Consider the following 18800-nt stretch of genomic DNA (forward strand, 5'->3'; position numbering starts at 1 on the left):
ATCGCAACCGTTGTGCGGAAAATAGACAACGGCCATTGACCGCGCATCAATTGCCGCAAATGATGGATTGCTGAAAGGGCCGACGCTTGCGTTCCTTCGCACACCCCTCTGTTCTGCCGGACCACCCCATGAACTGGGATGACGTGCGCATCTTTCTCGCCGTGGCGCGCGCCGGCCAGATCCTCGGCGCGGCGAAACGCCTGGAGCTCAACCACGCCACCGTCTCGCGCCGCATCGCGGCGCTCGAGGACGCGCTGCGCACAAAACTCTTCCGCCGCCTGACCACCGGCAGCGAGCTGACGCCCGCCGGCGAGCGTTTCCTCGACATCGCCGAGCGCATGGAAGGCGACATGATCGCCGCGCGCTCGGCCATCGCCGGCGAGGGCGACGACGTGTCGGGCACCGTGCGAATCGGCGCGCCCGACGGATTTGGCGTCGCCTTCCTCGCCAAGCGGCTCGGCGAATTGACCGCGCTTCACCGCGAGCTCACCATCCAGTTGGTGCCGGTGCCGCGCTCCTTCTCGCTGTCGCGGCGCGAGGCCGATATCGCCATCACCGTCGAGCGGCCGACCGAGGGACGATTGGTGGCGGGCAAGCTGGTCGACTATACGCTCGGGCTGTTCGCTTCCCGCGCCTATGTCGAGGCGAACGGGCTGCCGAAAACGGCGGCCGATCTCGGCCGGCATACGCTGATCGGCTACGTGCCGGATCTCATCGTCAGCCCCTCGCTCGACTATGCCGCCGAGTTCAGCCCGGACTGGCGCTCGAGCTTCGCCATCTCCTCGGCGCTCGGCCAGGCGGAAGCCGTGCGTTCCGGCGCCGGCATCGGCATCCTGCACACCTTCGTCGCCCGCTCGATGCCGGAGCTGGTGCCGGTCGACATCGTGGCGCCGATCCGCCGCGCCTATTGGCTGGTCTATCACGAATCGGTGCGGCCGCTGCGCCGCGTCCAGCTCGTTGCCAATTTCATCACCAAGGCAGTGGAGCGGGAAAAGGGGCTGTTCGTGTAGATCCGCCTTTCAAGGCGGATCCAGCACGAACGAGCTCACCATCTTCTCGGCGTCATCGGCGAGCGGCGCCCACATCCGGGCGGCTTCGTCGGCGCTGTTGCCCATGAGCCCGCAGGTGACGAAGCCGTAGCGTTCGCTGCGGATCGAAATCGCGATCCTGGCGTGGCCATGGAGGCCGCCGTCGCCGAGCCGGAAATCCATGTCGGCTATCCGCACCGGATAGCCGTCCGGGAATCGCGCCAGCCTGTCGTTGCTGAAACTGGCCGAACCGAAGGCGGCGCCGATCAATGTCTGCCAGCTCTCCAGCGACCAGTCCTTCTCGATGAACGCCCTGGGATCGGGCGGGTTGTCCGGGGCGGTCGGATCGTAGAGATTTTCCGATACCCTGCAGGTCAGGCCCTTTTCGCCGGATTTGACCTTGAGCCGCATGGCGTCGCCTGACGGGGTTTCGCTCGTCCATTCCTCGGGATAGGTCAGCGAAAAACCATGCTCCTTGTCGTGAACGGTCTTGTCCGCGGCAAGTGCCGGGGCGCAGGTCAGACATCCGGTCGTCACAGCCAAGACAAAAGCGCGCATCGCACCACCCTTCCCGCCGCGCCGACTATAGCACAACCGGCGCGCCCTGCCGCCTTGCGCTTGCCACAAAGTCGGCGGGTGTGGCACCAGCGCTTCGCCATGCCATGGCAGGCGACCGCGCTCAACAAGCTGTTCGTCGAGAAATACGGCGACCGCATCGACATCCGCGAGGTCAAGGCGCCCGACGTGGTGCTGCATTCGAAGATCATGATGATCGATCAGCGCCTGGTCACCATCTCCTCGGTCACCCTCAACAACCGCAGCTTCTTCCACGACTCCGAGAACGGCATGGTCGTGCTCGACCCGGCGTTCTACCGCCGCATGAAGCCGATCTATGACGACTATCTCGCCCATTCGCAGCCGGTCGCCAACAATGTCACGATCGGCTGGGCCTACCGGATGCTGTTCAGCGACGCCTGGGTCAGGCAGGCGTTCTGAGATTAAGCCCTTAGGTACCGGTCCGGGCTGAGGTCGAGCGCGTTGATCTCAGGCACGCGGTTCGACATGATGTCGGCAAGCACCCGGGCCGAACCGCATGCCATGGTCCAGCCCAGCGTGCCGTGGCCGGTGTTGAGATAGAGGTTGGACAGCTCGCTCTGGCCGATCAGCGGCGGCCCATCCGGCGTCATCGGCCTGAGGCCGCACCAGAAACTCGCCGCCTTGAGGTCGCCGCCGCCCGGAAACAGGTCGCCGACCGAATGCTCGAGCGTGCGGCGGCGCGACTCATGCAGGCGAAGGTCGAAGCCCGAAATCTCCGCCGTGCCGCCGACGCGGATACGGTCGCCAAGCCTGGTGATCGCCACCTTATAGGTCTCGTCCATGATCGTCGAAACCGGCGCTGCCGCCGCATCCGTGATCGGCACGGTGATCGAATACCCCTTGACCGGATAGACCGGAATCGGCCGCTTCATCTTGCGCATGAAGGGTGCCGAATAGCTGCCCAGCGCCATCACATAGGCGTCCGCCGTCCGCCAGCCCTTGTCGGTGCCGACCTGGACGACACGGTTGCGGTTCCTGACGACGCGCCGGATGGTCGTGCCGTATTCGAACGCGACGCCGCGCGCCACGCAAAGCTCGGCCAGCCTGTCGGTGAACATCTTGCAGTCGCCGGTCTCGTCGCCGGGCAATCTCAGCCCGCCGACAAATTTTTCCCGCACACCGGCCAGCGCCGGCTCGGCCGCGATACAGCCATCCGGGTCGAGGAGCTCATAAGGAACGCCGTATTTCTTCAGCACCTCGACATCGCCGCCGGTGCCATCGAGCTGCTTCTGCTTGCGGAAGAGCTGCAGCGTGCCCTTTGACCGCTCGTCATAGGTGATGCCGGCTGCCGCGCGCAGCGCCTTCAGCGTGTCGCGGCTGTACTCGGCCAGAGGCACCATGCGCGACTTGTTCAGCGCATAGCGCTCGGCGGTGCAGTTGCGCAGCATCTTCAAGAGCCACGTCCACATATGCGGATCGAAGGCCGGCCGCACCACCAGCGGGCCGTATTTCATCAAGAGCCATTTGACGGCTTTCACGGGGATGCCGGGCCCGGCCCATGGCGAGGCATAGCCGGGGGACACTTCGCCGGCATTGGCGAAGCTGGTTTCCAGCGCGGGCCCCTGCTGCCGGTCGATAACCGTGACTTCATGGCCGGCCTCGGCAAGGAAATAGGCGGTGGTGATTCCGATCACGCCGCCGCCCAGCACCAGGACTTTCATTCAATGCTCCCTCAAAGCCGATCGCGGCACAGCCGCGTCCCGGTCGTTCAATCTGTCTGCCGGATTTTGCAGCGCCCGCCAAGGGGTTGCCGGTCATCCGCCGATGTAGCGGCGGTGAAAACGCGCGCCCAGGCTGGTCAGCACCTCGTAGCCGATGGTGCCGGCATGCGCGGCCGCGTCGTCGACGCTTTGCGACGGGCCGATGAGCTCGACGAGGTCGCCCTCGCCCGGTGTGCCGGCTGGAAGCGCCGAGATGTCGAGGATGATCGAATCCATCGACACCCGCCCGACGAAGGGCAGCCGCGCGCCCTCGAACCAGGCGGCCGAAGCGGCGCGCCGGTGCCAGCCGTCGGCATAGCCGAGCGAGATCGTCGCCAGCCGGAGCGGTCCGCGCGCATGATGGGTGTGGCCGTAGCCGATGCCCGCGCCGCCTTCGACACTGCGCGTCTGCGCCACCTTCGCCTGCAGCCGCACCACCGGCAGCATCGGGTTGGCCTCGCCCGGCGTCGGGTTGACGCCGTAAAGCGCCGCACCGGGACGAGCGAGATCGTAGTGATAAGCTGGCCCGAGAAAGATGCCGGACGAATTGGCCAGCGAAGCCGGCGCCGCGGGCAGCATTTTGCGCAACCGCTCGAAGGCCAGCCGCTGCGCTTCATTCGCGGGATTGCGCGGCTCGTCGGCGCAGGCAAGATGGCTCATCACGAAGCGGATATCGATGCCGTCGAACGCATCCGTCGCGAGCGCCTCGACGTCGGCCGGCGGCATGCCGAGACGCGACATGCCGCTGTCGACCTGGACTGCGGCCGGCAGCTTTCGGCCGGCTGCCCGCGCCGCTTCGCGCCACGCCTTCAGCTGAGCGGTGCTGTTGATGACGGGATGAAGTTCGGCAGCAAGAGCTTCCGGTTCGGAGCCCGGCGGCAGGCCGTTGAGGACAAAGATGTCATGTCCTGGCCCAAGGGCCTTGCGCAGCGCGATGCCCTCGCCGAGCAGAGCGACAAAAAAGATGTCGCAACCGTCCTTGATCAGCGCCGAGGCCACCTGCGCGGCGCCGAGGCCATAGCCGTCGGCCTTGAGCACGCCGGCGCAGCGCACACCCGCCAGCCGCGCCTTCAGCCGCCGGTAGTTCTCGCGGATGGCGCCGAGATCGATGGTCAGGATCGCGCCGGCCGCCGCTTCGCTGACCGTCGAACCGCCGGCGCCGTCTGGAGCCGGGAAACCGCGTCCGGTGTCGTCATTCATGGCGACCCCCTCATTGCATCAAGGCAAATCATTAGGACGCCAGTGCCAGCGCGGCAACCGTGGCCTCGACTTCTAGCGGACCAGGTGCCGGAACGCCGCCACCACCTGCTCGTAGACCTGGCGCTTGAACGGCACGATGAGGTCGGGCAGCTCCTGCATCGGCCGCCATGCCCATTGGTCGAATTCGGCCGTGTGGCCGCCCGGCGGCGGATTGATTTCGATCTCGCTCTCGTCGCCCTCGAAGCGGTAGGCGAACCACTTTTGCGTCTGGCCGCGATAGCGACCCTTGAAGGCGACGCCGACCAGATGCGGTGGCAGATCGTAGTTGATCCAGTGCGGCGCCTCGGCGAGCAGCGACACGTTGCGCATGCCGGTTTCCTCGTAAAGCTCGCGCCCGGCGGCCGTCAGCGGTTCCTCGCCCTTGTCGATGCCGCCCTGCGGCATCTGCCAGAGTTTCGTCGTGCCGGAAAACTCGCTGTCCGGCTCGGCGATGCGATGCCCGACCCAGACCAGCCCGGCGCGGTTGAGGATCATCAGCCCGACGCAGGGACGATAAGGCAGTGTCTCGGGATCGATCAATTTCTTGGACATTTCCGGATTCCGGTATCGGCGGGAAGCCGATGACTAGCCTTTTTGGGGATCTATGGCGACAGCCGAGATGGGCACAATCTCGATGCCGCGCTTCTTCGCTTCCGCCGCCCAGGACGCGACCGTGTCGACGGTGATATCGAAAGCCGAGCCGATGCCGACGGCGGTGCCTTTGGCCCGTGCCGTCGCTTCCAGGCTGTCCAGCTTCTTGAGGATCTCACCGCGGTCCTGCACCGCGTCGATCGCCATGTCGCCGGCCACGAACGGCACGCCGTCCTTGAGCGCGAGGTCGGGCGCCAGGCTCCGCGCGGACGAGCCGTCGTCGACATAGGCAAGCCCTCGCTTGCCGAGTTCGGCCATGAACGATCCCATCGCGTTGGCATCCGCCGAAAAGCGCGCGCCCATATAATTCATGACGCCGGTATAGTTGGTCGTCCTGGACAGCGCCCAGTGCAGGCTCTTCAGGTTCTCCTCCGGGCTCGCCGAGACCGTCAGCGTGTTGCGGCCCGGATTGACGTTCGGATAGTCGAACGGCTCGAGCGGTATCTGCATGACGATCTCGTGGCCGCCCTGCCGGGCCGCCTTCATCCAGCGGTCGATGCTGTTGCCTTGCGGCGCGAAAGCCAGCGTCACCTCGGCCGGCAATTTGGCGATCGCCGCCTGCGTGCCGGTCTGCGAGACGGCGAGCCCGCCGATGACGATCGCCACGCGCGCGCCGCGCGCGCCGGACCACGGCCGCGCGTAGACGTCGAACGGCCGCCTGCCGTCGGCGGAGCGGACCGGCAGCGGACCGCTATCGCCGGCCTCGATCAGCGCCCTGTCCGGGATATGCGCGACCTTCAGGTTCTGCCCGAGCGCCGAAGGATCGCGGATCACGATACCCGCCTTGGGCGGGCCGTCGCCTTCTTCGGTCTGGACATGGATGATCTGCGGGCCGCCGCTCTTCATCGGTGTGCTCACCTTGGGGCTCGCCGTCGCCACCTCGGCCGGTGCCGGCGTTGCCGCCGATGCCGGCGCTGGGGTGGGCGCCACGGTCACCTTCGGCGTCGAAACGGCCATCCCTTCCGGCTTGCGGAAAGGCTTTTCCCGCAACGCGATCGCACCGGAAATGCCGACCACGGCAAGGACGGCAACCGCCGCGCCAAGCGCGCCGGCGCTGATGCCGCGCGCGGCAGGGCGCTGAAGCCGGAGCGTCTGTCCGAGCGGGCGTTCGATGTCCTTGCCGATGTCAGCCAAGCCGCATCCCCAAGCCCGTGACGCTGCTGATCGCATTGTCAGCGCTCACGAGCGAATTCAACCCTCGGCGCCCGGCGCGCCCATCCCCGAATCAAACTGCCGGAACCTCGCGGTCCCGGCAGCATTGCATCGCTTCGCTCGGTCGGCCAGAGCGATTTGCTCCGGCCATCCGCCTTTACTGGTTCAGCACAGCCTTGTCCGGGTTCGGCGGGAAGGCCGGATCGGTCTTTTGGCCGCGCAGCAGCTGTTCGGCATAGATCAGCTGCAGGTCGTCCTTCGGCTCCGGCGGCACATAGGCGGCCGAGCCCGAGCCGGTCGAGCTCTCATCGGCGCCCTTGATATGGCCCTTGAGGTCGGATTCGCCACGGGTCAGGTCTCTGCCCTGCAGGTCCGGCGGCAGCGGCTGGTCGACCTTGATGTCGGGTGTGATGCCCTTGCCCTGGATCGACTTGCCCGACGGCGTGTAATAGAGCGCCGTGGTGAGCCTGAGCGCGCCATTCTCGCCGAGCGGGATGATGGTCTGCACCGAGCCCTTGCCGAAGGACTGCGTGCCGACCACGGTGGCGCGGCGCAGATCTTGCAGCGCGCCGGCGACGATCTCGGACGCGCTCGCCGAGCCGCCATTGACCAGCACGATCAGGGGCTTGCCGCCGATGTCGTCGTTCTGCTTCGGCTTGGCGTCGAAACGGGTGACGTCCTTCGGGTCGCGGCCGCGGGTCGAAACGATCTCGCCGCGCTTCAGGAAGGCGTCCGACACGCTCACCGCCTGGTCGAGCAGGCCGCCCGGGTTGAGGCGCAGATCGAGCACATAGCCCTTCAGCTTGTCGTTCGGCACCTGCTTCTTGATGTTCTCGATGGCGTTCTCGAGATCGTCATAGGTCTTTTCGGTGAAGGAGGTGATCTTCATATAACCGACGTCGTTCTCGACCCGGTACTTCACCGCCTTGACCTTGATGATGTCGCGCACGACCGTCAGCTCGATCGGCTTGTCGGCGCCCTGGCGCAGGATGGTGAGCTTGATCGGCGTGTTGACCGGGCCGCGCATCTTCTCGACGGCGTCGTTGAGGGTGAGGCCGCGCACCTCCTCGCCGTCGATCTTGGCGATGTAGTCGCCGGCAAGCACGCCCGCCTTGGCGGCCGGCGTGTCATCGATCGGCGTGATCACCTTGACGAGGTCGTTTTCCATGGTGACCTCGATGCCGAGGCCGCCGAACTCGCCCTTGGTCTGCACGCGCATGTCCTGCGCCTGTTCGGCATTCATGTAGGAGGAGTGCGGGTCGAGGGAGGCGAGCATGCCGTTGATGGCGTTCTCGACCAGCGACTTGTCGTCCGGCGGCGTCACATACTGCGCGCGCACGCGCTCGAAGATGTCGCCGAAGATCGCCAGTTGCTTGTAGGTCTCGGAACCCGCAGCGTTCGCCGCCGAGCCGGGTGCGCCGTAGACCAGGCTCATTGCCGATGCGCCCATCAGCGCGCCGGCAAACAGAAGCGACAATTTCCGCATCATTTCACGTCCTTCCAGAAAATCGGTCCGCCCACCAGGGGGCAGGATCGACGGGTTTTCCATCCTTGCGGAACTCCACATAGAGCTCCGGCGTGGCATTTCCATTCTGCGAGGCCGAGGTGCTTGCCACCCGGGCCTCTCCCATCGCGCCGACCGGCTCTCCTGCGAGCACCGACTGTCCGGTCGCGACGCTGATTCTGCTCATCCCAGCCAGGACGACATGATACCCATCGCCGGCATTGAGGATCAAGAGTTGACCATAGGAACGAAACGGCCCCGCATAAAGCACATTTCCATCCGCCGGCGCGGTGACGATGGCCCCCGATTGTGTCGCAACCATGTCGCCCTGCATCATCGCGCCGTTGCCGTCGTCGGTCCCGAAGCGCCGTTTGATCTTGCCGATGACCGGCAGCGCGACCTGGCCCTGCAGCGCCGCGAACGGGGCGGAAGCGGTCAAACGGTTGCCCTCCGGCACCGGCGGCGCGGCGGGTTCCGTCGTCGATGCCGTCGTATCGCCATCCGCCGATTTCCGATCGGCCGCCCTGGCCTGATCGGCCGCCTTGCGTGCCTTGTCGGCCTCGAGCGAGGCGATGAGGTCCTTGAGGCTGCTGGCCTTGGCCGCCAGTTGCTGCGAACGCTGCTGCTCGGCGGTCAGCGCCGCCTCGGTATCGGCCTGCAGCTTCTGCTTGGCTTCGAGCAGCATGGTCAGCCGCTTCTTTTCCGCCGTCTGCTCGGTGACGGCAGCGGCGAGCCGTCCCCGCTCGGCCTCGATCGAGGCCGTCACCCGGGTCTGTTCCTTGAGATCGGCCATCAGCCTGTCGGTCTGCTGGCGCAATTCCGGCACCACGGCGCCGAGCAGGATGGCGCTGCGCACCGACGACAGCGCATCCTCCGGCTTGACCAGGATCGCCGGCGGCGGGTTGAGCCCCATGCGCTGCAGGGCGCCCAGCACCTCGGCCAGCACGTCGCGCCGTGCCACCAGCGAGGCGTGCAGCTTCTCTTCCTCAGCCTTCAGCCCCTCCAGCTTGGCGCCGATATCCTCGATGTCCTGGCCGAGCTTCTGCTCGGTCATGGCCGACTGGATCAGCGCCGCGCTGATCGAGGCATGGTCCTTCTTGACCGTCGCGACGTCGGCGGAGAGCTTGGCCAGCCGCTCGGAGGACAGGGTGATTTCCTTGGAGACCTGCTCGTATTCGGCCCGGCTCCGGTCGGGGTCCGGCGCGACATCGAGCGTGTTTTCCGCCGCCATGGCCGGCCCGAGCGCAATCAGCGCGGCGACAAGTGTCAAGCCGCTGCGGCTGCGCCAGGCGCGCGTTCTCGAATTCCAGCCTTCAGACATCAGGCCTCGACTCTATCCGCCGCTTCGTTAACGAACCATCAACCATGTTGGAAGCACCCGCATCAACCGTGATGTCGGGTCATTGAGGCGGAAATCCGTGCAGGCCGAGGTGATCCCCAGCTTTCGGGGCCCATATAGCGAACCACGACTCAAGAGCGATGATAGGGATGCCCGGACAGGATGGTGGCGATCCGATAGAGTTGCTCGCCGAGCATGACGCGCACCAGCTGGTGCGGCCAGGTCAGCGCCCCGAAAGACAGCACCAGATCGGCCTCGTCGCGCAAGGATCTGTCGTGCCCGTCGGCGCCGCCGATCGCGATGACCAGCGCCTTGCGGCCGCTGTCGCGCAACTGGCCGATGCGCCCGGCGAGATCCTCTGAGGAGAGCGCCTTGCCGCGTTCGTCGAGCAGGATGAGCACCGTGCCTTGCTGCAACTGGGCCTGCAGCTTCTGGCCCTCCTCGCGGCGGCGCTCGTCGGCGCTCTGGCCGCGGCTCTCGGGGATCTCGACGATGCCGGCAAATTCCAGCCCGACCGCAGGCCCGCTCTTGGCGAAGCGCTCGAAATAGCGGTCGGCGAGTTCTCTCTCGGGGCCGGTCTTCATTCGGCCCACGGCATGAACGGTGATCTTCATCCTCGCCTCGGCGAGCACCCTATCGGCGCCGGACCGGAACGGTCACGGCATGCGATGTGGCTCAGTGCAAGGTCTCTTCCTCGAGGTCCGGCGCCTGCCACATCTTTTCGAGATTGTAGAATTCGCGGACTTCGGGACGGAAGACGTGGACGATGATGTCGCCCGAATCGATCAGGACCCAGTCGGCGCTCGCCAGCCCCTCGACGCGCGCCATGCCGAGACCGGCATCCTTGAGCGCCTTGAGGAGATGATCGGCGACAGCCGAGACATGACGGTGCGATCGGCCCGAGGCGATGACCATGTAGTCGCCGAGGCTCGATTTACCCTGGATGTCGATTGAGACGATGTTTTCGGCCTTGGAGTCTTCCAGACTGGCAAGGACTGTCGTGATGGCGAGGGACGCAGCATCGTTTCCGCTGATCCCGGCCGGCGAAGGCACGATATCGGCCTTCTTCCGCAGTGCTGTTCTCAGTGTGTTTCCTTTCCCAACAAGAACAACCAAATCACCCGCCAAATCAGGTGACACCACTTAGATAGGCAGAGTTCCATTGCAGTTTCAAGACGGGGGGCCCTGACGGGGCCAACGCGCCCCTCTTCGGCAGGTTCCGCAGCGCCCGAAAAAAGTCGGAACCCTTTGCGCCTGGCACGGGTTATCGGCTCAACGATCAAAGGGGACTTATCATGCCGACAGATCCGCAAGAGGCACTTCTCGTCGTTCAGGCCGGGCTTGCGCAGCTCTCCACGCTCATCGTTTCCTATTCCTTCTCGGCGATCGGCGCCGTCATCCTTCTGGTTGTCGGCTATTTCGTCGCCGGCCTTGCCGAGCGCTCGATCTTCGCCGGCCTCGGCCACATCCACGGCTTCGACGCCACCTTGCGTCATTTCTTCTCGAAGATCGTCCGCTACGCCATCCTGATCCTTGTCGTCATCATGGTGCTCGGCCAGTTCGGCGTGCAGACCGCTTCCATCATTGCCGCCATCGGCGCCGTTGGCCTGGCCATCGGACTGGCGCTGCAGGGCACGCTGCAGAACATTGCCGCCGGCATCATGCTCTTGGCGCTGCGGCCTTTCCGTATCGGCGAATCCATCGAGGTCGGCTCGATTGCCGGCACGGTCGAGGAGATCGGCCTGTTCGCGACCAAGCTGCGCACCGTCGAAGGCGTTTACATATTGGCGCCCAACTCGACACTGTGGAACCAGCCGGTGCGCAACTTCACCCGCAACGGTGTCAGGCGCACCGATATCAGCTTGAGCATCGGCTCGTGGAACGACATCGACCGCGGGCAGAAGACGCTGCTTGCCATCGCCGGCACCGAGAAGCGCATCCGGCGCGAGCCGGCGCCGATCGCCTTCGTGGCGGGCCTGGGCGAAACCACGGTTTCGCTGACGCTGCGCTACTGGACGTCGGCGGCCGATTACTTCGCCACCCAGATCGACATGACCAAGCGCGCCAAGCAGGCCTTCGACAACGAGGGCATTTCGATCCCCTTGCCGCCGCCCGGGGCCCCGGCCGCGGAGGCTCGCAAGCAATAGCCTCTCAGTTCCTGGTCGTCGGCTCGTCCGGCGCGAAGGCCAGCTCCACCGGCAGAGGCGTCTGCGCCGACATCGGCGCGAAGTTGCCGGTGGCGGCCGCGGGTGTCGGCCGCGCCGCAAACACGCGCCACAGCACGAACAGGCAGAACGCCGAAGCGATGAAGATGCCTACATAGATGAAGGTCGCGGTGCCGAAGACGGCCGAAAGCGCCGTCACGATGCCGGGCACGATGAAGCCGGACAGCGACCAGGCAAAAAGCAGCGAGCTCGAGAGCGCCAGCATCTCGTCCTTCCTGGCGCGGTCGGCGGCGTGGGCGCTGGAAAGCGAATAGATCGATTCCGACGCGCCGTCCCAGATCAGATAGATCACCACCAGCGCCATCAGCGCGCCGCCGTCGAAGGCGATGGCGAGCAGGCTCGCCACCACCGCCAGCGCCGCCGCGCCCGCCAGCACGTAGCGCCGGTCGGTGCGGTCCGAAAGCCAGCCGAGCGGGATCTGCAGTATCAGCGTGCCGACCGGCATCGCCGACAAAAGCAGCGCCACATCCGCCTGGCTGTAGCCCTTGGCGGTGGCGTGGATCGGCGCGAAACCGGAAATTATCATCGACAGGCCGCCGACGGCGAGCATGCCGACGACGCCGACCGGCGAGATCTTCCAGGCTTGCCCGAGCGCCACCGAAGCCGCCTGCGGCGCGGGCGGCTGGGCAAGCCGCGTCATGCCCACCGGCAGGATGGACAGCGCGGTGAAGGCGATGCCGATCAGCGGCGCCGCCGCCGTCTGAATGTCGATCGCGGCAAGCGTCGCATAGCCGACGCCCAATCCGCCGATATAGGCGACGTAGAACACCGCCATGACCCGGCCGCGTATGGCGTTCGGCAAGGCATCGTTGAGCCAGCTCTGCGCAACGATGAACAACCCGCAAATGGCAAAGCCGTAGAGCGCCCGCGCCGCGATCCACAGCAACGGGATCGGTCCGGCGCCGATCGCCACGTTGGAGAGCGCGATCAGCGCCGAAAGCACCATGAACGCGCGAGCATGGCCAACGCGCCGGACCAGAGGCCCGGTCAGGATGCAGCCGGCGAGTCCGCCGGCCGAAAGTCCTGTGACGATCAGCCCGGCCCAGGTCGGATCGAAGCCGTCGGCGCCGAGCCGCACCGGAATGAAGGCGAACATCAGCCCGTTGCCGATCGCGATCAGCGCCATCGACACGATGACGCTGGCAATGGCGATCAGCGGCGCCGATTGCGCGCCCGGATCGGTGGTGGTGCGGCTCTTCTCCAGCATGCCTGCCAACATCGCTCGCCGGAAGGCAAAAAGCCGCCGTAAAAGCGACATGGCACGACTTCCCTTCCCCCCCTTGTGGGGGAAGATGGATTGCCGCGAAATGGCACTACGGGTGCTGCAGCAGAGTGAGATGCTGGTGACCTCATCGCTGGACAAACGATATCGCCAAGCTGGAACACCCCTCATCCGACCGAGCCTCGCTCGGCCACCTTCTCCCGCAAGCAAGGGGAGAAGGGGTGTTCAACCCCTGGCCGCGTTGCGGATCGCTGTGGAGGAGAGTGACGAGCGCGGGCCGTGGATGAAGGTCCAGGCCGGCGCCCGCATGCGGGCAAGCAGCGGCGCATCGCCCTCGTCGATGCGGGCATAGTCGAAGGTCTTGGCGACGACCGACGACAGGAAGGAGAGCGTGGCGCCCGGCCGGTCGATGACCGCGATCGGGAAGGTCAGCACGATCTCGCGCCAGCGCTGCCAGCGATGGAAATCGCGCAAGCTGTCCGCGCCCATGATCCAGACGAAGTCGACGCCCGGGTTGCGCGCCTTGACCAAGGCCAGTGTGTCGGCGGTATAGCGGACATGCTGCGTCGCCTCGAAGGCAGTGACCTTGATCTTCGGATTCCTGGCGATCTTTTCGGACAGCACGATGCGCTCGGCGAGCGGCGCCAGTTCGCGCGCGCTTTTCAGCGGATTGCCGGGCGTCACGATCCACCACAGCTGGTCGAGCGCCAGGCGCCGGAGCGCAATCTCGGCCACCAGCGCATGACCGGCATGCGGCGGGTTGAACGAACCGCCGAACAGGCCGACGGTCAGCCCCCTGCCGGCATGCGGCATGCGGAGGTAGGGGGTGGGAACGGGCTGCTCAAGCTGGGAAAGCATTCGCCAGGCCTCCCTCAGGCCTTGGTGGCGAAAAAGGTCAAGGCCTCACCTGCCCCGACCCGCGCACGCGGTATTTGAACGAGGTCAGCTGCTCGACGCCGACCGGTCCGCGGGCATGCATCTTGCCGGTGGCGATGCCGATCTCGGCTCCCATGCCGAACTCGCCGCCATCGGCGAACTGCGTCGAGGCGTTGTGCAGGAGGATCGCCGAATCGATCTCGTTGAAGAATTTTTCGACCGCGCGCGCATCCTCGGCGATGATCGCCTCGGTGTGGTGCGACGAGAAGGTCTCGATATGCTCGATCGCGCCGGCGACGCCGTCGACCAGCTTCACCGCGATGATGGCGTCGAGATATTCCGTCACCCAGTCGGCATCGGTCGCCGCGCTGGCATCCGAGAAAGCTTGCATCACCTCGGCGTCGGCATGGATCTCGCAGCCGGCGGCGCGCAGCGCCTCGAGGATCGGCACCAGATGCGTGGAGGCAACCGCGCGGTCGACCAGCAGCGTCTCGGCCGCGCCGCAGACGCCGGTGCGCCGCATCTTGGCGTTGACCGCGATCTTCACCGCCATGTCGAGCTTGGCCGAGCGGTCGACATAGAGATGGCAGATGCCTTCGAGATGGGCGAAGACCGGCACCCGCGCCTCGCTCTGCACCCGCCCGACCAGGCTTTTGCCGCCGCGCGGGATGATGACATCGAGATTGCCGTCGAGACCTTTGAGCATCTCGCCGACCGCGGCGCGGTCGGTGGTCGGCACCAGCTGGATGGCGTCCTCGGGCAGGCCGGCGGCCTTCAGCCCTTCGACCATGCAGGCATGGATAGCCGACGACGAATTGAGCGAATCCGAGCCGCCGCGCAGGATCACCGGATTTCCCGCCTTCAGGCAGAGCGCGCCGGCATCGGCCGTCACGTTCGGCCGGCTTTCATAGATGACGCCGATGACGCCGAGCGGCGTGCGCACGCGCTCGATATGCAGCCCGTTCGGCCGGTCCCACTCGGCAATCACGTCGCCGACGGGATCCTTGAGCGCTGCGATCTCGCGGGTGCCCTCGGCCATTGCCTTGATGCGCGACGGGTTAAGCTTCAGCCGGTCCATGAAGGACGCGGAGAGCCCGGCTTCCCCGCCATTCGACATGTCGATGGCATTGGCCTCGAGGATCGCCTGCTCGTTGCGCAGGATGGCATCGGCCATGGCGAGCAGCGCGTCATTCTTGGCCTTGGTGGAAGCGACGGCCAACGGTCGGGCGGCGGCGCGGGCGCGGCGGCCGATATCGGCCATCAGCGCCACCGTGTCTTCCCCGGATTTTTCATGCTGCTTCAGCATGGTTCATCCTCCGCTCTCTCTTCGTTTTTTCGCAATTCCGGACGGAAAACCGCGTCACACTTTTCCTGGAATTGCTCTAGTCGTCGGCCAATACGTGGTCGCCGGCGACGCTTACCACAAGGTCGTCGCGATGGATCATCGCCGAGCGCGCCTCGTAGCCGAGCACAGTTTCGATCTCGGCCGTCTTCAGACCCGCGATCCTTACGGCATCGGCGGCATCATAGGCAACCAGCCCGCGCGCGATCTCGCGGCCCTCGGGCGACAGGATCGCCACCGTGTCGCCGCGCGAAAAATTGCCGCTGACCAGCTTCACACCCGCAGGCAGCAGCGACTTGCCCGACTTCAGCGCGCCGACGGCGCCAGCATCGACGGTGAGACGGCCGGCTGGCTCGAGCTGGCCGGCGATCCAGGTCTTGTAACCCTTCACCGGGTTGGCGCTCGGACGGAAGAAAGTCGCGCGTTCGCCGCGCTCGATCGCCATCAGCGGCGAAAGCCTGGTGCCGGCGGTGATGATCATGGCGGTGCCGGCGGCGTTGGCGATCTTGCCGGCATCGAGCTTCGTGCGCATGCCGCCACGCGACAATTCGGACGCAGCCGCACCCGCCATCGCCTCGATGTCGGGCGTGATGCGGTCGACCACCGGGATGAATTTCGCTTTCGGATCCTTCGCCGGCGGGGCCGTGTAAAGGCCATCGATGTCGGAGAGCAGCACCAGAAGATCGGCGCCCATCATGGTGGCGACGCGCGCGGCCAGGCGGTCATTGTCGCCATAGCGGATTTCGGAAGTGGCCACCGTGTCGTTCTCGTTGATGACCGGCACCGCCTTCATCTTGAGCAAGGTCGAGATGGTGGCCCGCGCATTGAGATAGCGGCGGCGTTCCTCGGTATCGCCAAGCGTGAGCAGGATCTGGCCGGATTTCAGCCCGTCCTTGCCGAGCGCGTCCGACCAGGCGCCGGCGAGCGCGATCTGGCCGACAGCAGCCGCGGCCTGGCTCTCCTCGAGCTTCAGCGCACGCTTGCCAAGACCCAGGATGGTGCGGCCGAGCGCGATCGCGCCCGACGAGACGACGAGCACTTCCGCGCCGGCATGGGCCAGCATCGCGATGTCGTCGGCCAAAGAGGCCAACCAGTCGCGCTTCAACCCCGTCGCACGGTCGACGAGCAGCGCCGAGCCGATCTTGACGGTGATGCGCCGGTATTTTGTCAGCGATTTCATGGATCTTACCGCCAGCGCATATCGACGGGAGCGGGAACCGCATCGCGCGCCTCGGCGACCACCGACATCAGCGCGCGCAGAACCGCCTCGACGCCTTCGCCGGTGACGGCCGATAACAGCATCGGCGCGCGGCCGGCGGCGCGCTTCAGCGAGGCCGCCTTCTTCTTGCGGGCGTCCGCATCGAGGATGTCGACTTGGCTGAGCGCGACGATCTCGGGCTTTTCGGCCAGCCCATGGCCATAGGCATCGAGCTCGGCCCGCACGACCTTATAGGCCTTGCCGGGATTTTCCTCCTGGGCCGAGACCAGGTGGAGCAGCACGCGCGTGCGCTCGACATGGCCGAGGAAGCGGTCGCCGATGCCGACCCCCTCATGCGCGCCTTCGATCAGGCCGGGAATGTCGGCCAGCACGAATTCGCGGCCGTCGATGCGGGCGACGCCGAGGCCGGGATGGAGCGTGGTGAACGGATAGTCGGCGATCTTCGGCTTGGCCGCGGTGACGGCGGCCAAAAAGGTCGATTTGCCGGCATTGGGCATGCCGACAAGGCCGGCGTCGGCGATCAGCTTGAGCCTGAGCCAGATGCTCAGCTCCTCTCCGGGCAGGCCGGGATTGGCGCGGCGCGGCGCCTGGTTGGTCGAGGTCTTGAAATGCTGGTTGCCGAAGCCGCCATTGCCGCCCTTGGCGAGCAGGAAGCGCTGGCCGACCTCGGTCAGGTCGCAGATCAGCGTCTCATTGTCCTCGGCGAAGACCTGGGTGCCGGCCGGCACCTTCAGCGTGATGTCGGCGCCCTTGGCGCCGGTCATGTTGCGGCCCATGCCGTGCATGCCGGTCTTGGCCTTGAAATGCTGCTGGTAGCGGTAGTCGATCAGCGTGTTCAGCCCGTCGACCGCTTCCGCCCAGACATCGCCGCCGCGGCCGCCGTCGCCTCCGTCCGGCCCGCCGAACTCGATGAATTTTTCGCGGCGGAACGAGACCGATCCGGCGCCGCCGTCACCGGAACGGATGTAAACCCTGGCTTGATCGAGGAATTTCATCTGATTTTCGAGGTTTCTGCTGATTGCCTTGCGCGATTGCTCTAAACCAAGGCGGGGTCAAGGGCGAGGCTGTTTTGTGACGAAAGCGCTGGTACATGCTTTTGCGCACGCCGGGAACACGCTAGCGCCGGCCGATTGCGAATGATCCCGCGCGACGATCGTTGCCGGTTTTCGCGGTTCTGCGTTGGTGTTGGAGTACCGGAATGCAGCTCGCCACCTACAACATCCAGTACGGCATCGGCCTCGACGGCAAATACGATGTCGGCCGCATCGCCGACGCCGTGCGCGGCGCCGATGTCATTGCCCTTCAGGAAGTGACCCGCAACAACCCGCGCAACGGCGACCACGACATGGTGGCCGAGATCGGCGAGGCGCTGCCGGACTATTTCATCGCCTTTGGCAGCAATTTCGAGGTCAATATCGGCTCGCGCCTGGATGCCGGCCGCGCCGTCACCAGGACCTTCCAGCTCGGCAACATGGTACTGTCGAAGACGCCCATTCATCTGTCGCGCAATCTCCTTCTGCCGCGCAGCCGCAGCCTGGAGCGGATGAATTTTCAGCGCGGCGCGCTCGAGGCCCTGATCGAGACACCGCTCGGTTTCATCCGCTTCTATTCCACCCATCTCGATCATCGCAGCCCCGTCGAGCGCCAAAGCCAGATCCGTTTCCTGCGCCAGCGTCTGCTGAATTACGCGCTGGAAGGCGGAGGCCTTTCCGGCATTCCCGAGATCGGCCTGCCGGACCTGCCCTACCCGGAAGCCTTCATCGTCATGGGCGACTTCAACATGCTGCCCGGATCGCCCGAATATGTCGAACTCGCCGGACGCCCGGACCATGAGTTCGGCATGCCGCTGACCGCCGATCTCGCCGTCGACGTCGCCCAGCGCCTCGACGTTGCCGACCTGGTCACCTGGGTCGATCCCGAGCGCCCCGAAGAAGCAAGCCGCCACAAATGCATCGACTATGTCTTCACCAGCGCGTCGCTCGCCGGCTCGCTGAAGCGCCTTTGGATCGACCGGCAGGCTCGCGGCTCGGATCACCTGCCGGTCTGGGTTGAGCTGGGCTAGAAATGCACCCAGTTGCGCAGGCTGGTCCAGGTCTTGCGATCCAGCCGGTAGCGCTCGACCGGCACCTGGCCGGCGACGATCGAATTCAGCATGCCCTGGCCGGCATACTGGAAGCCGCATTTGTGGATGACGCGGCGCGAAGCCGGATTGATGACCCTGGTCGAGGCATGCAGCACCTGGATCGAGGTCTTCTGGAAGGCGAGGTCGACCAGCGCGTGCGCGGCTTCCGTCGCATAGCCGCGCTTCCAGTAAGGTTCGCCGATCCAGTAACCGAGCTCCAGTCCGCGATCGGTGGTGTTCAACCCCGCGCAGCCGACGAAGGTGCCGGTGCCGGCAAGCGTCAGCGCATAGACGATGCCGGCGCGGCGCGACGAGGCCATGGCGAGGAAGGCTCTGGCCTCGGCTTCGCCATAGGGATGCGGCATGCGGGCCAGCATTTCGGCGACGTGGCGATTGTCGGCCAAGGCAACGAGTTGCTCGAGATCGCTCTCGCGCGGGGCGCGCATGACCAGACGCTCGGTGGCGAGCACCGGGCAATCGATCGCGTAACTTTCGTCTTCGGTGTCTTCCGCTTCGGCAACCATTTAGTCCTCCAGGGCATAGGAAAATGAAAAGGAGAGATGGAAGCCCATCTCTCCTGATCC

Annotated in this window: 19 protein-coding genes; 4 read left to right on the forward strand and 15 right to left on the reverse strand. The window is 65.8% G+C overall.

Annotated features, from left to right (window positions below; translation table 11 throughout):
- Window positions 1-128: 128 nt before the first annotated feature.
- Entirely contained in the window at window positions 129-1010 is an 882-nt protein-coding gene (locus tag EN874_RS08645; RefSeq protein WP_127427555.1) for a LysR family transcriptional regulator, read from the forward strand.
- Window positions 1011-1019: 9 nt separating this feature from the next.
- On the opposite strand, the gene EN874_RS08650 is transcribed toward EN874_RS08645, so the two are convergent.
- Window positions 1020-1586, reverse strand: coding sequence for a hypothetical protein (locus tag EN874_RS08650; protein ID WP_127427554.1), 567 nt, complete (start codon window positions 1584-1586; stop codon window positions 1020-1022).
- Between the two features lie 78 nt (window positions 1587-1664).
- Between EN874_RS08650 and EN874_RS08655 the strand changes: the two genes are divergently transcribed.
- On the forward strand, window positions 1665-2024 hold the full coding sequence (locus tag EN874_RS08655; protein WP_245513517.1) for a phospholipase D-like domain-containing protein: 360 nt from the start codon (window positions 1665-1667) through the stop codon (window positions 2022-2024).
- A gap of 2 nt (window positions 2025-2026) precedes the next feature.
- Here EN874_RS08655 and EN874_RS08660 read toward each other — a convergent pair whose 3' ends face one another.
- The 8 genes from EN874_RS08660 to rsfS form a co-directional block, all read right to left on the reverse strand.
- Complete coding sequence (locus tag EN874_RS08660; RefSeq protein WP_127427553.1) at window positions 2027-3286, reverse strand: D-amino acid dehydrogenase; 1260 nt, start codon at window positions 3284-3286, stop codon at window positions 2027-2029.
- Window positions 3287-3379: 93 nt separating this feature from the next.
- Window positions 3380-4525 (reverse strand): alanine racemase, encoded by a 1146-nt coding sequence (alr, locus tag EN874_RS08665; protein ID WP_127427552.1) that lies wholly within the window; start codon window positions 4523-4525, stop codon window positions 3380-3382.
- Between the two features lie 72 nt (window positions 4526-4597).
- The gene (locus EN874_RS08670) at window positions 4598-5116 is read right to left on the reverse strand and encodes an RNA pyrophosphohydrolase (RefSeq protein WP_127427551.1); all 519 of its coding nucleotides are present in this window, start codon (window positions 5114-5116) and stop codon (window positions 4598-4600) included.
- 33 nt (window positions 5117-5149) lie between these two features.
- Entirely contained in the window at window positions 5150-6349 is a 1200-nt protein-coding gene (locus EN874_RS08675; protein WP_127427550.1) for a divergent polysaccharide deacetylase family protein, read from the reverse strand.
- A gap of 175 nt (window positions 6350-6524) precedes the next feature.
- The gene (locus EN874_RS08680) at window positions 6525-7856 is read right to left on the reverse strand and encodes a S41 family peptidase (protein ID WP_168247415.1); all 1332 of its coding nucleotides are present in this window, start codon (window positions 7854-7856) and stop codon (window positions 6525-6527) included.
- Between the two features lies 1 nt (window position 7857).
- Complete coding sequence (locus EN874_RS08685) at window positions 7858-9192, reverse strand: murein hydrolase activator EnvC (protein ID WP_127427549.1); 1335 nt, start codon at window positions 9190-9192, stop codon at window positions 7858-7860.
- Window positions 9193-9341: 149 nt separating this feature from the next.
- Window positions 9342-9824, reverse strand: coding sequence for a 23S rRNA (pseudouridine(1915)-N(3))-methyltransferase RlmH (gene rlmH, locus EN874_RS08690; RefSeq protein WP_127427548.1), 483 nt, complete (start codon window positions 9822-9824; stop codon window positions 9342-9344).
- Between the two features lie 61 nt (window positions 9825-9885).
- Window positions 9886-10263: a ribosome silencing factor gene (gene rsfS / locus EN874_RS08695; protein ID WP_126087056.1), complete on the reverse strand. Its 378-nt coding sequence runs from the start codon at window positions 10261-10263 to the stop codon at window positions 9886-9888.
- Between the two features lie 242 nt (window positions 10264-10505).
- Here rsfS and EN874_RS08700 point away from each other — a divergent pair, with 242 nt between their 5' ends.
- Entirely contained in the window at window positions 10506-11357 is an 852-nt protein-coding gene (locus EN874_RS08700) for a mechanosensitive ion channel domain-containing protein (protein ID WP_127427547.1), read from the forward strand.
- Between the two features lie 4 nt (window positions 11358-11361).
- Here the strand turns inward: EN874_RS08700 and EN874_RS08705 are convergent, their stop codons facing one another.
- The 5 genes from EN874_RS08705 to obgE form a co-directional block, all read right to left on the reverse strand.
- Window positions 11362-12642, reverse strand: a complete 1281-nt coding sequence (locus tag EN874_RS08705; RefSeq protein ID WP_127427571.1) for an MFS transporter — start codon at window positions 12640-12642, stop codon at window positions 11362-11364.
- A gap of 240 nt (window positions 12643-12882) precedes the next feature.
- Window positions 12883-13470, reverse strand: coding sequence for a nicotinate-nucleotide adenylyltransferase (locus EN874_RS08710; protein WP_127427570.1), 588 nt, complete (start codon window positions 13468-13470; stop codon window positions 12883-12885).
- Between the two features lie 82 nt (window positions 13471-13552).
- On the reverse strand, window positions 13553-14839 hold the full coding sequence (locus tag EN874_RS08715; RefSeq protein ID WP_127427546.1) for a glutamate-5-semialdehyde dehydrogenase: 1287 nt from the start codon (window positions 14837-14839) through the stop codon (window positions 13553-13555).
- 76 nt (window positions 14840-14915) lie between these two features.
- Complete coding sequence (gene proB, locus EN874_RS08720; protein WP_126087052.1) at window positions 14916-16055, reverse strand: glutamate 5-kinase; 1140 nt, start codon at window positions 16053-16055, stop codon at window positions 14916-14918.
- Window positions 16056-16060: 5 nt separating this feature from the next.
- Window positions 16061-17089, reverse strand: coding sequence for a GTPase ObgE (obgE, locus tag EN874_RS08725; RefSeq protein WP_127427545.1), 1029 nt, complete (start codon window positions 17087-17089; stop codon window positions 16061-16063).
- A 203-nt stretch (window positions 17090-17292) separates the two neighbouring features.
- Here obgE and EN874_RS08730 point away from each other — a divergent pair, with 203 nt between their 5' ends.
- A complete protein-coding gene (locus EN874_RS08730; RefSeq protein WP_126087050.1) occupies window positions 17293-18156 on the forward strand; it encodes an endonuclease/exonuclease/phosphatase family protein in 864 nt (287 codons plus the stop codon).
- Here the strand turns inward: EN874_RS08730 and EN874_RS08735 are convergent.
- Window positions 18153-18740 (reverse strand): GNAT family protein, encoded by a 588-nt coding sequence (locus EN874_RS08735; protein ID WP_126087049.1) that lies wholly within the window; start codon window positions 18738-18740, stop codon window positions 18153-18155. The two genes, EN874_RS08730 and EN874_RS08735, sit on opposite strands and share 4 nt — an antisense overlap.
- Window positions 18741-18800: the final 60 nt, after the last annotated feature.

This window comes from Mesorhizobium sp. M1D.F.Ca.ET.231.01.1.1 (genome assembly GCF_003999155.2).
Lineage (GTDB): Bacteria > Pseudomonadota > Alphaproteobacteria > Rhizobiales > Rhizobiaceae > Mesorhizobium.

What these genes read in the sequence shown, in the direction of transcription:
- EN874_RS08645 (WP_127427555.1), top strand. Translation starts at nt 129, where the DNA reads ATGAACTGGGATGACGTGCGCATCTTTCTCGCCGTGGCGCGCGCCGGC.
- EN874_RS08650 (WP_127427554.1), bottom strand. Translation starts at nt 1,586, where the DNA reads ATGCGCGCTTTTGTCTTGGCTGTGACGACCGGATGTCTGACCTGCGCC.
- EN874_RS08660 (WP_127427553.1), bottom strand. Translation starts at nt 3,286, where the DNA reads ATGAAAGTCCTGGTGCTGGGCGGCGGCGTGATCGGAATCACCACCGCC.
- alr (WP_127427552.1), bottom strand. Translation starts at nt 4,525, where the DNA reads ATGAATGACGACACCGGACGCGGTTTCCCGGCTCCAGACGGCGCCGGC.
- EN874_RS08670 (WP_127427551.1), bottom strand. Translation starts at nt 5,116, where the DNA reads ATGTCCAAGAAATTGATCGATCCCGAGACACTGCCTTATCGTCCCTGC.
- EN874_RS08680 (WP_168247415.1), bottom strand. Translation starts at nt 7,856, where the DNA reads ATGATGCGGAAATTGTCGCTTCTGTTTGCCGGCGCGCTGATGGGCGCA.
- EN874_RS08685 (WP_127427549.1), bottom strand. Translation starts at nt 9,192, where the DNA reads ATGTCTGAAGGCTGGAATTCGAGAACGCGCGCCTGGCGCAGCCGCAGC.
- rlmH (WP_127427548.1), bottom strand. Translation starts at nt 9,824, where the DNA reads ATGAAGATCACCGTTCATGCCGTGGGCCGAATGAAGACCGGCCCCGAG.
- EN874_RS08700 (WP_127427547.1), top strand. Translation starts at nt 10,506, where the DNA reads ATGCCGACAGATCCGCAAGAGGCACTTCTCGTCGTTCAGGCCGGGCTT.
- EN874_RS08705 (WP_127427571.1), bottom strand. Translation starts at nt 12,642, where the DNA reads ATGCTGGAGAAGAGCCGCACCACCACCGATCCGGGCGCGCAATCGGCG.
- EN874_RS08710 (WP_127427570.1), bottom strand. Translation starts at nt 13,470, where the DNA reads ATGCCGCATGCCGGCAGGGGGCTGACCGTCGGCCTGTTCGGCGGTTCG.
- EN874_RS08715 (WP_127427546.1), bottom strand. Translation starts at nt 14,839, where the DNA reads ATGCTGAAGCAGCATGAAAAATCCGGGGAAGACACGGTGGCGCTGATG.
- proB (WP_126087052.1), bottom strand. Translation starts at nt 16,055, where the DNA reads ATGAAATCGCTGACAAAATACCGGCGCATCACCGTCAAGATCGGCTCG.
- obgE (WP_127427545.1), bottom strand. Translation starts at nt 17,089, where the DNA reads ATGAAATTCCTCGATCAAGCCAGGGTTTACATCCGTTCCGGTGACGGC.
- EN874_RS08730 (WP_126087050.1), top strand. Translation starts at nt 17,293, where the DNA reads ATGCAGCTCGCCACCTACAACATCCAGTACGGCATCGGCCTCGACGGC.
- EN874_RS08735 (WP_126087049.1), bottom strand. Translation starts at nt 18,740, where the DNA reads ATGGTTGCCGAAGCGGAAGACACCGAAGACGAAAGTTACGCGATCGAT.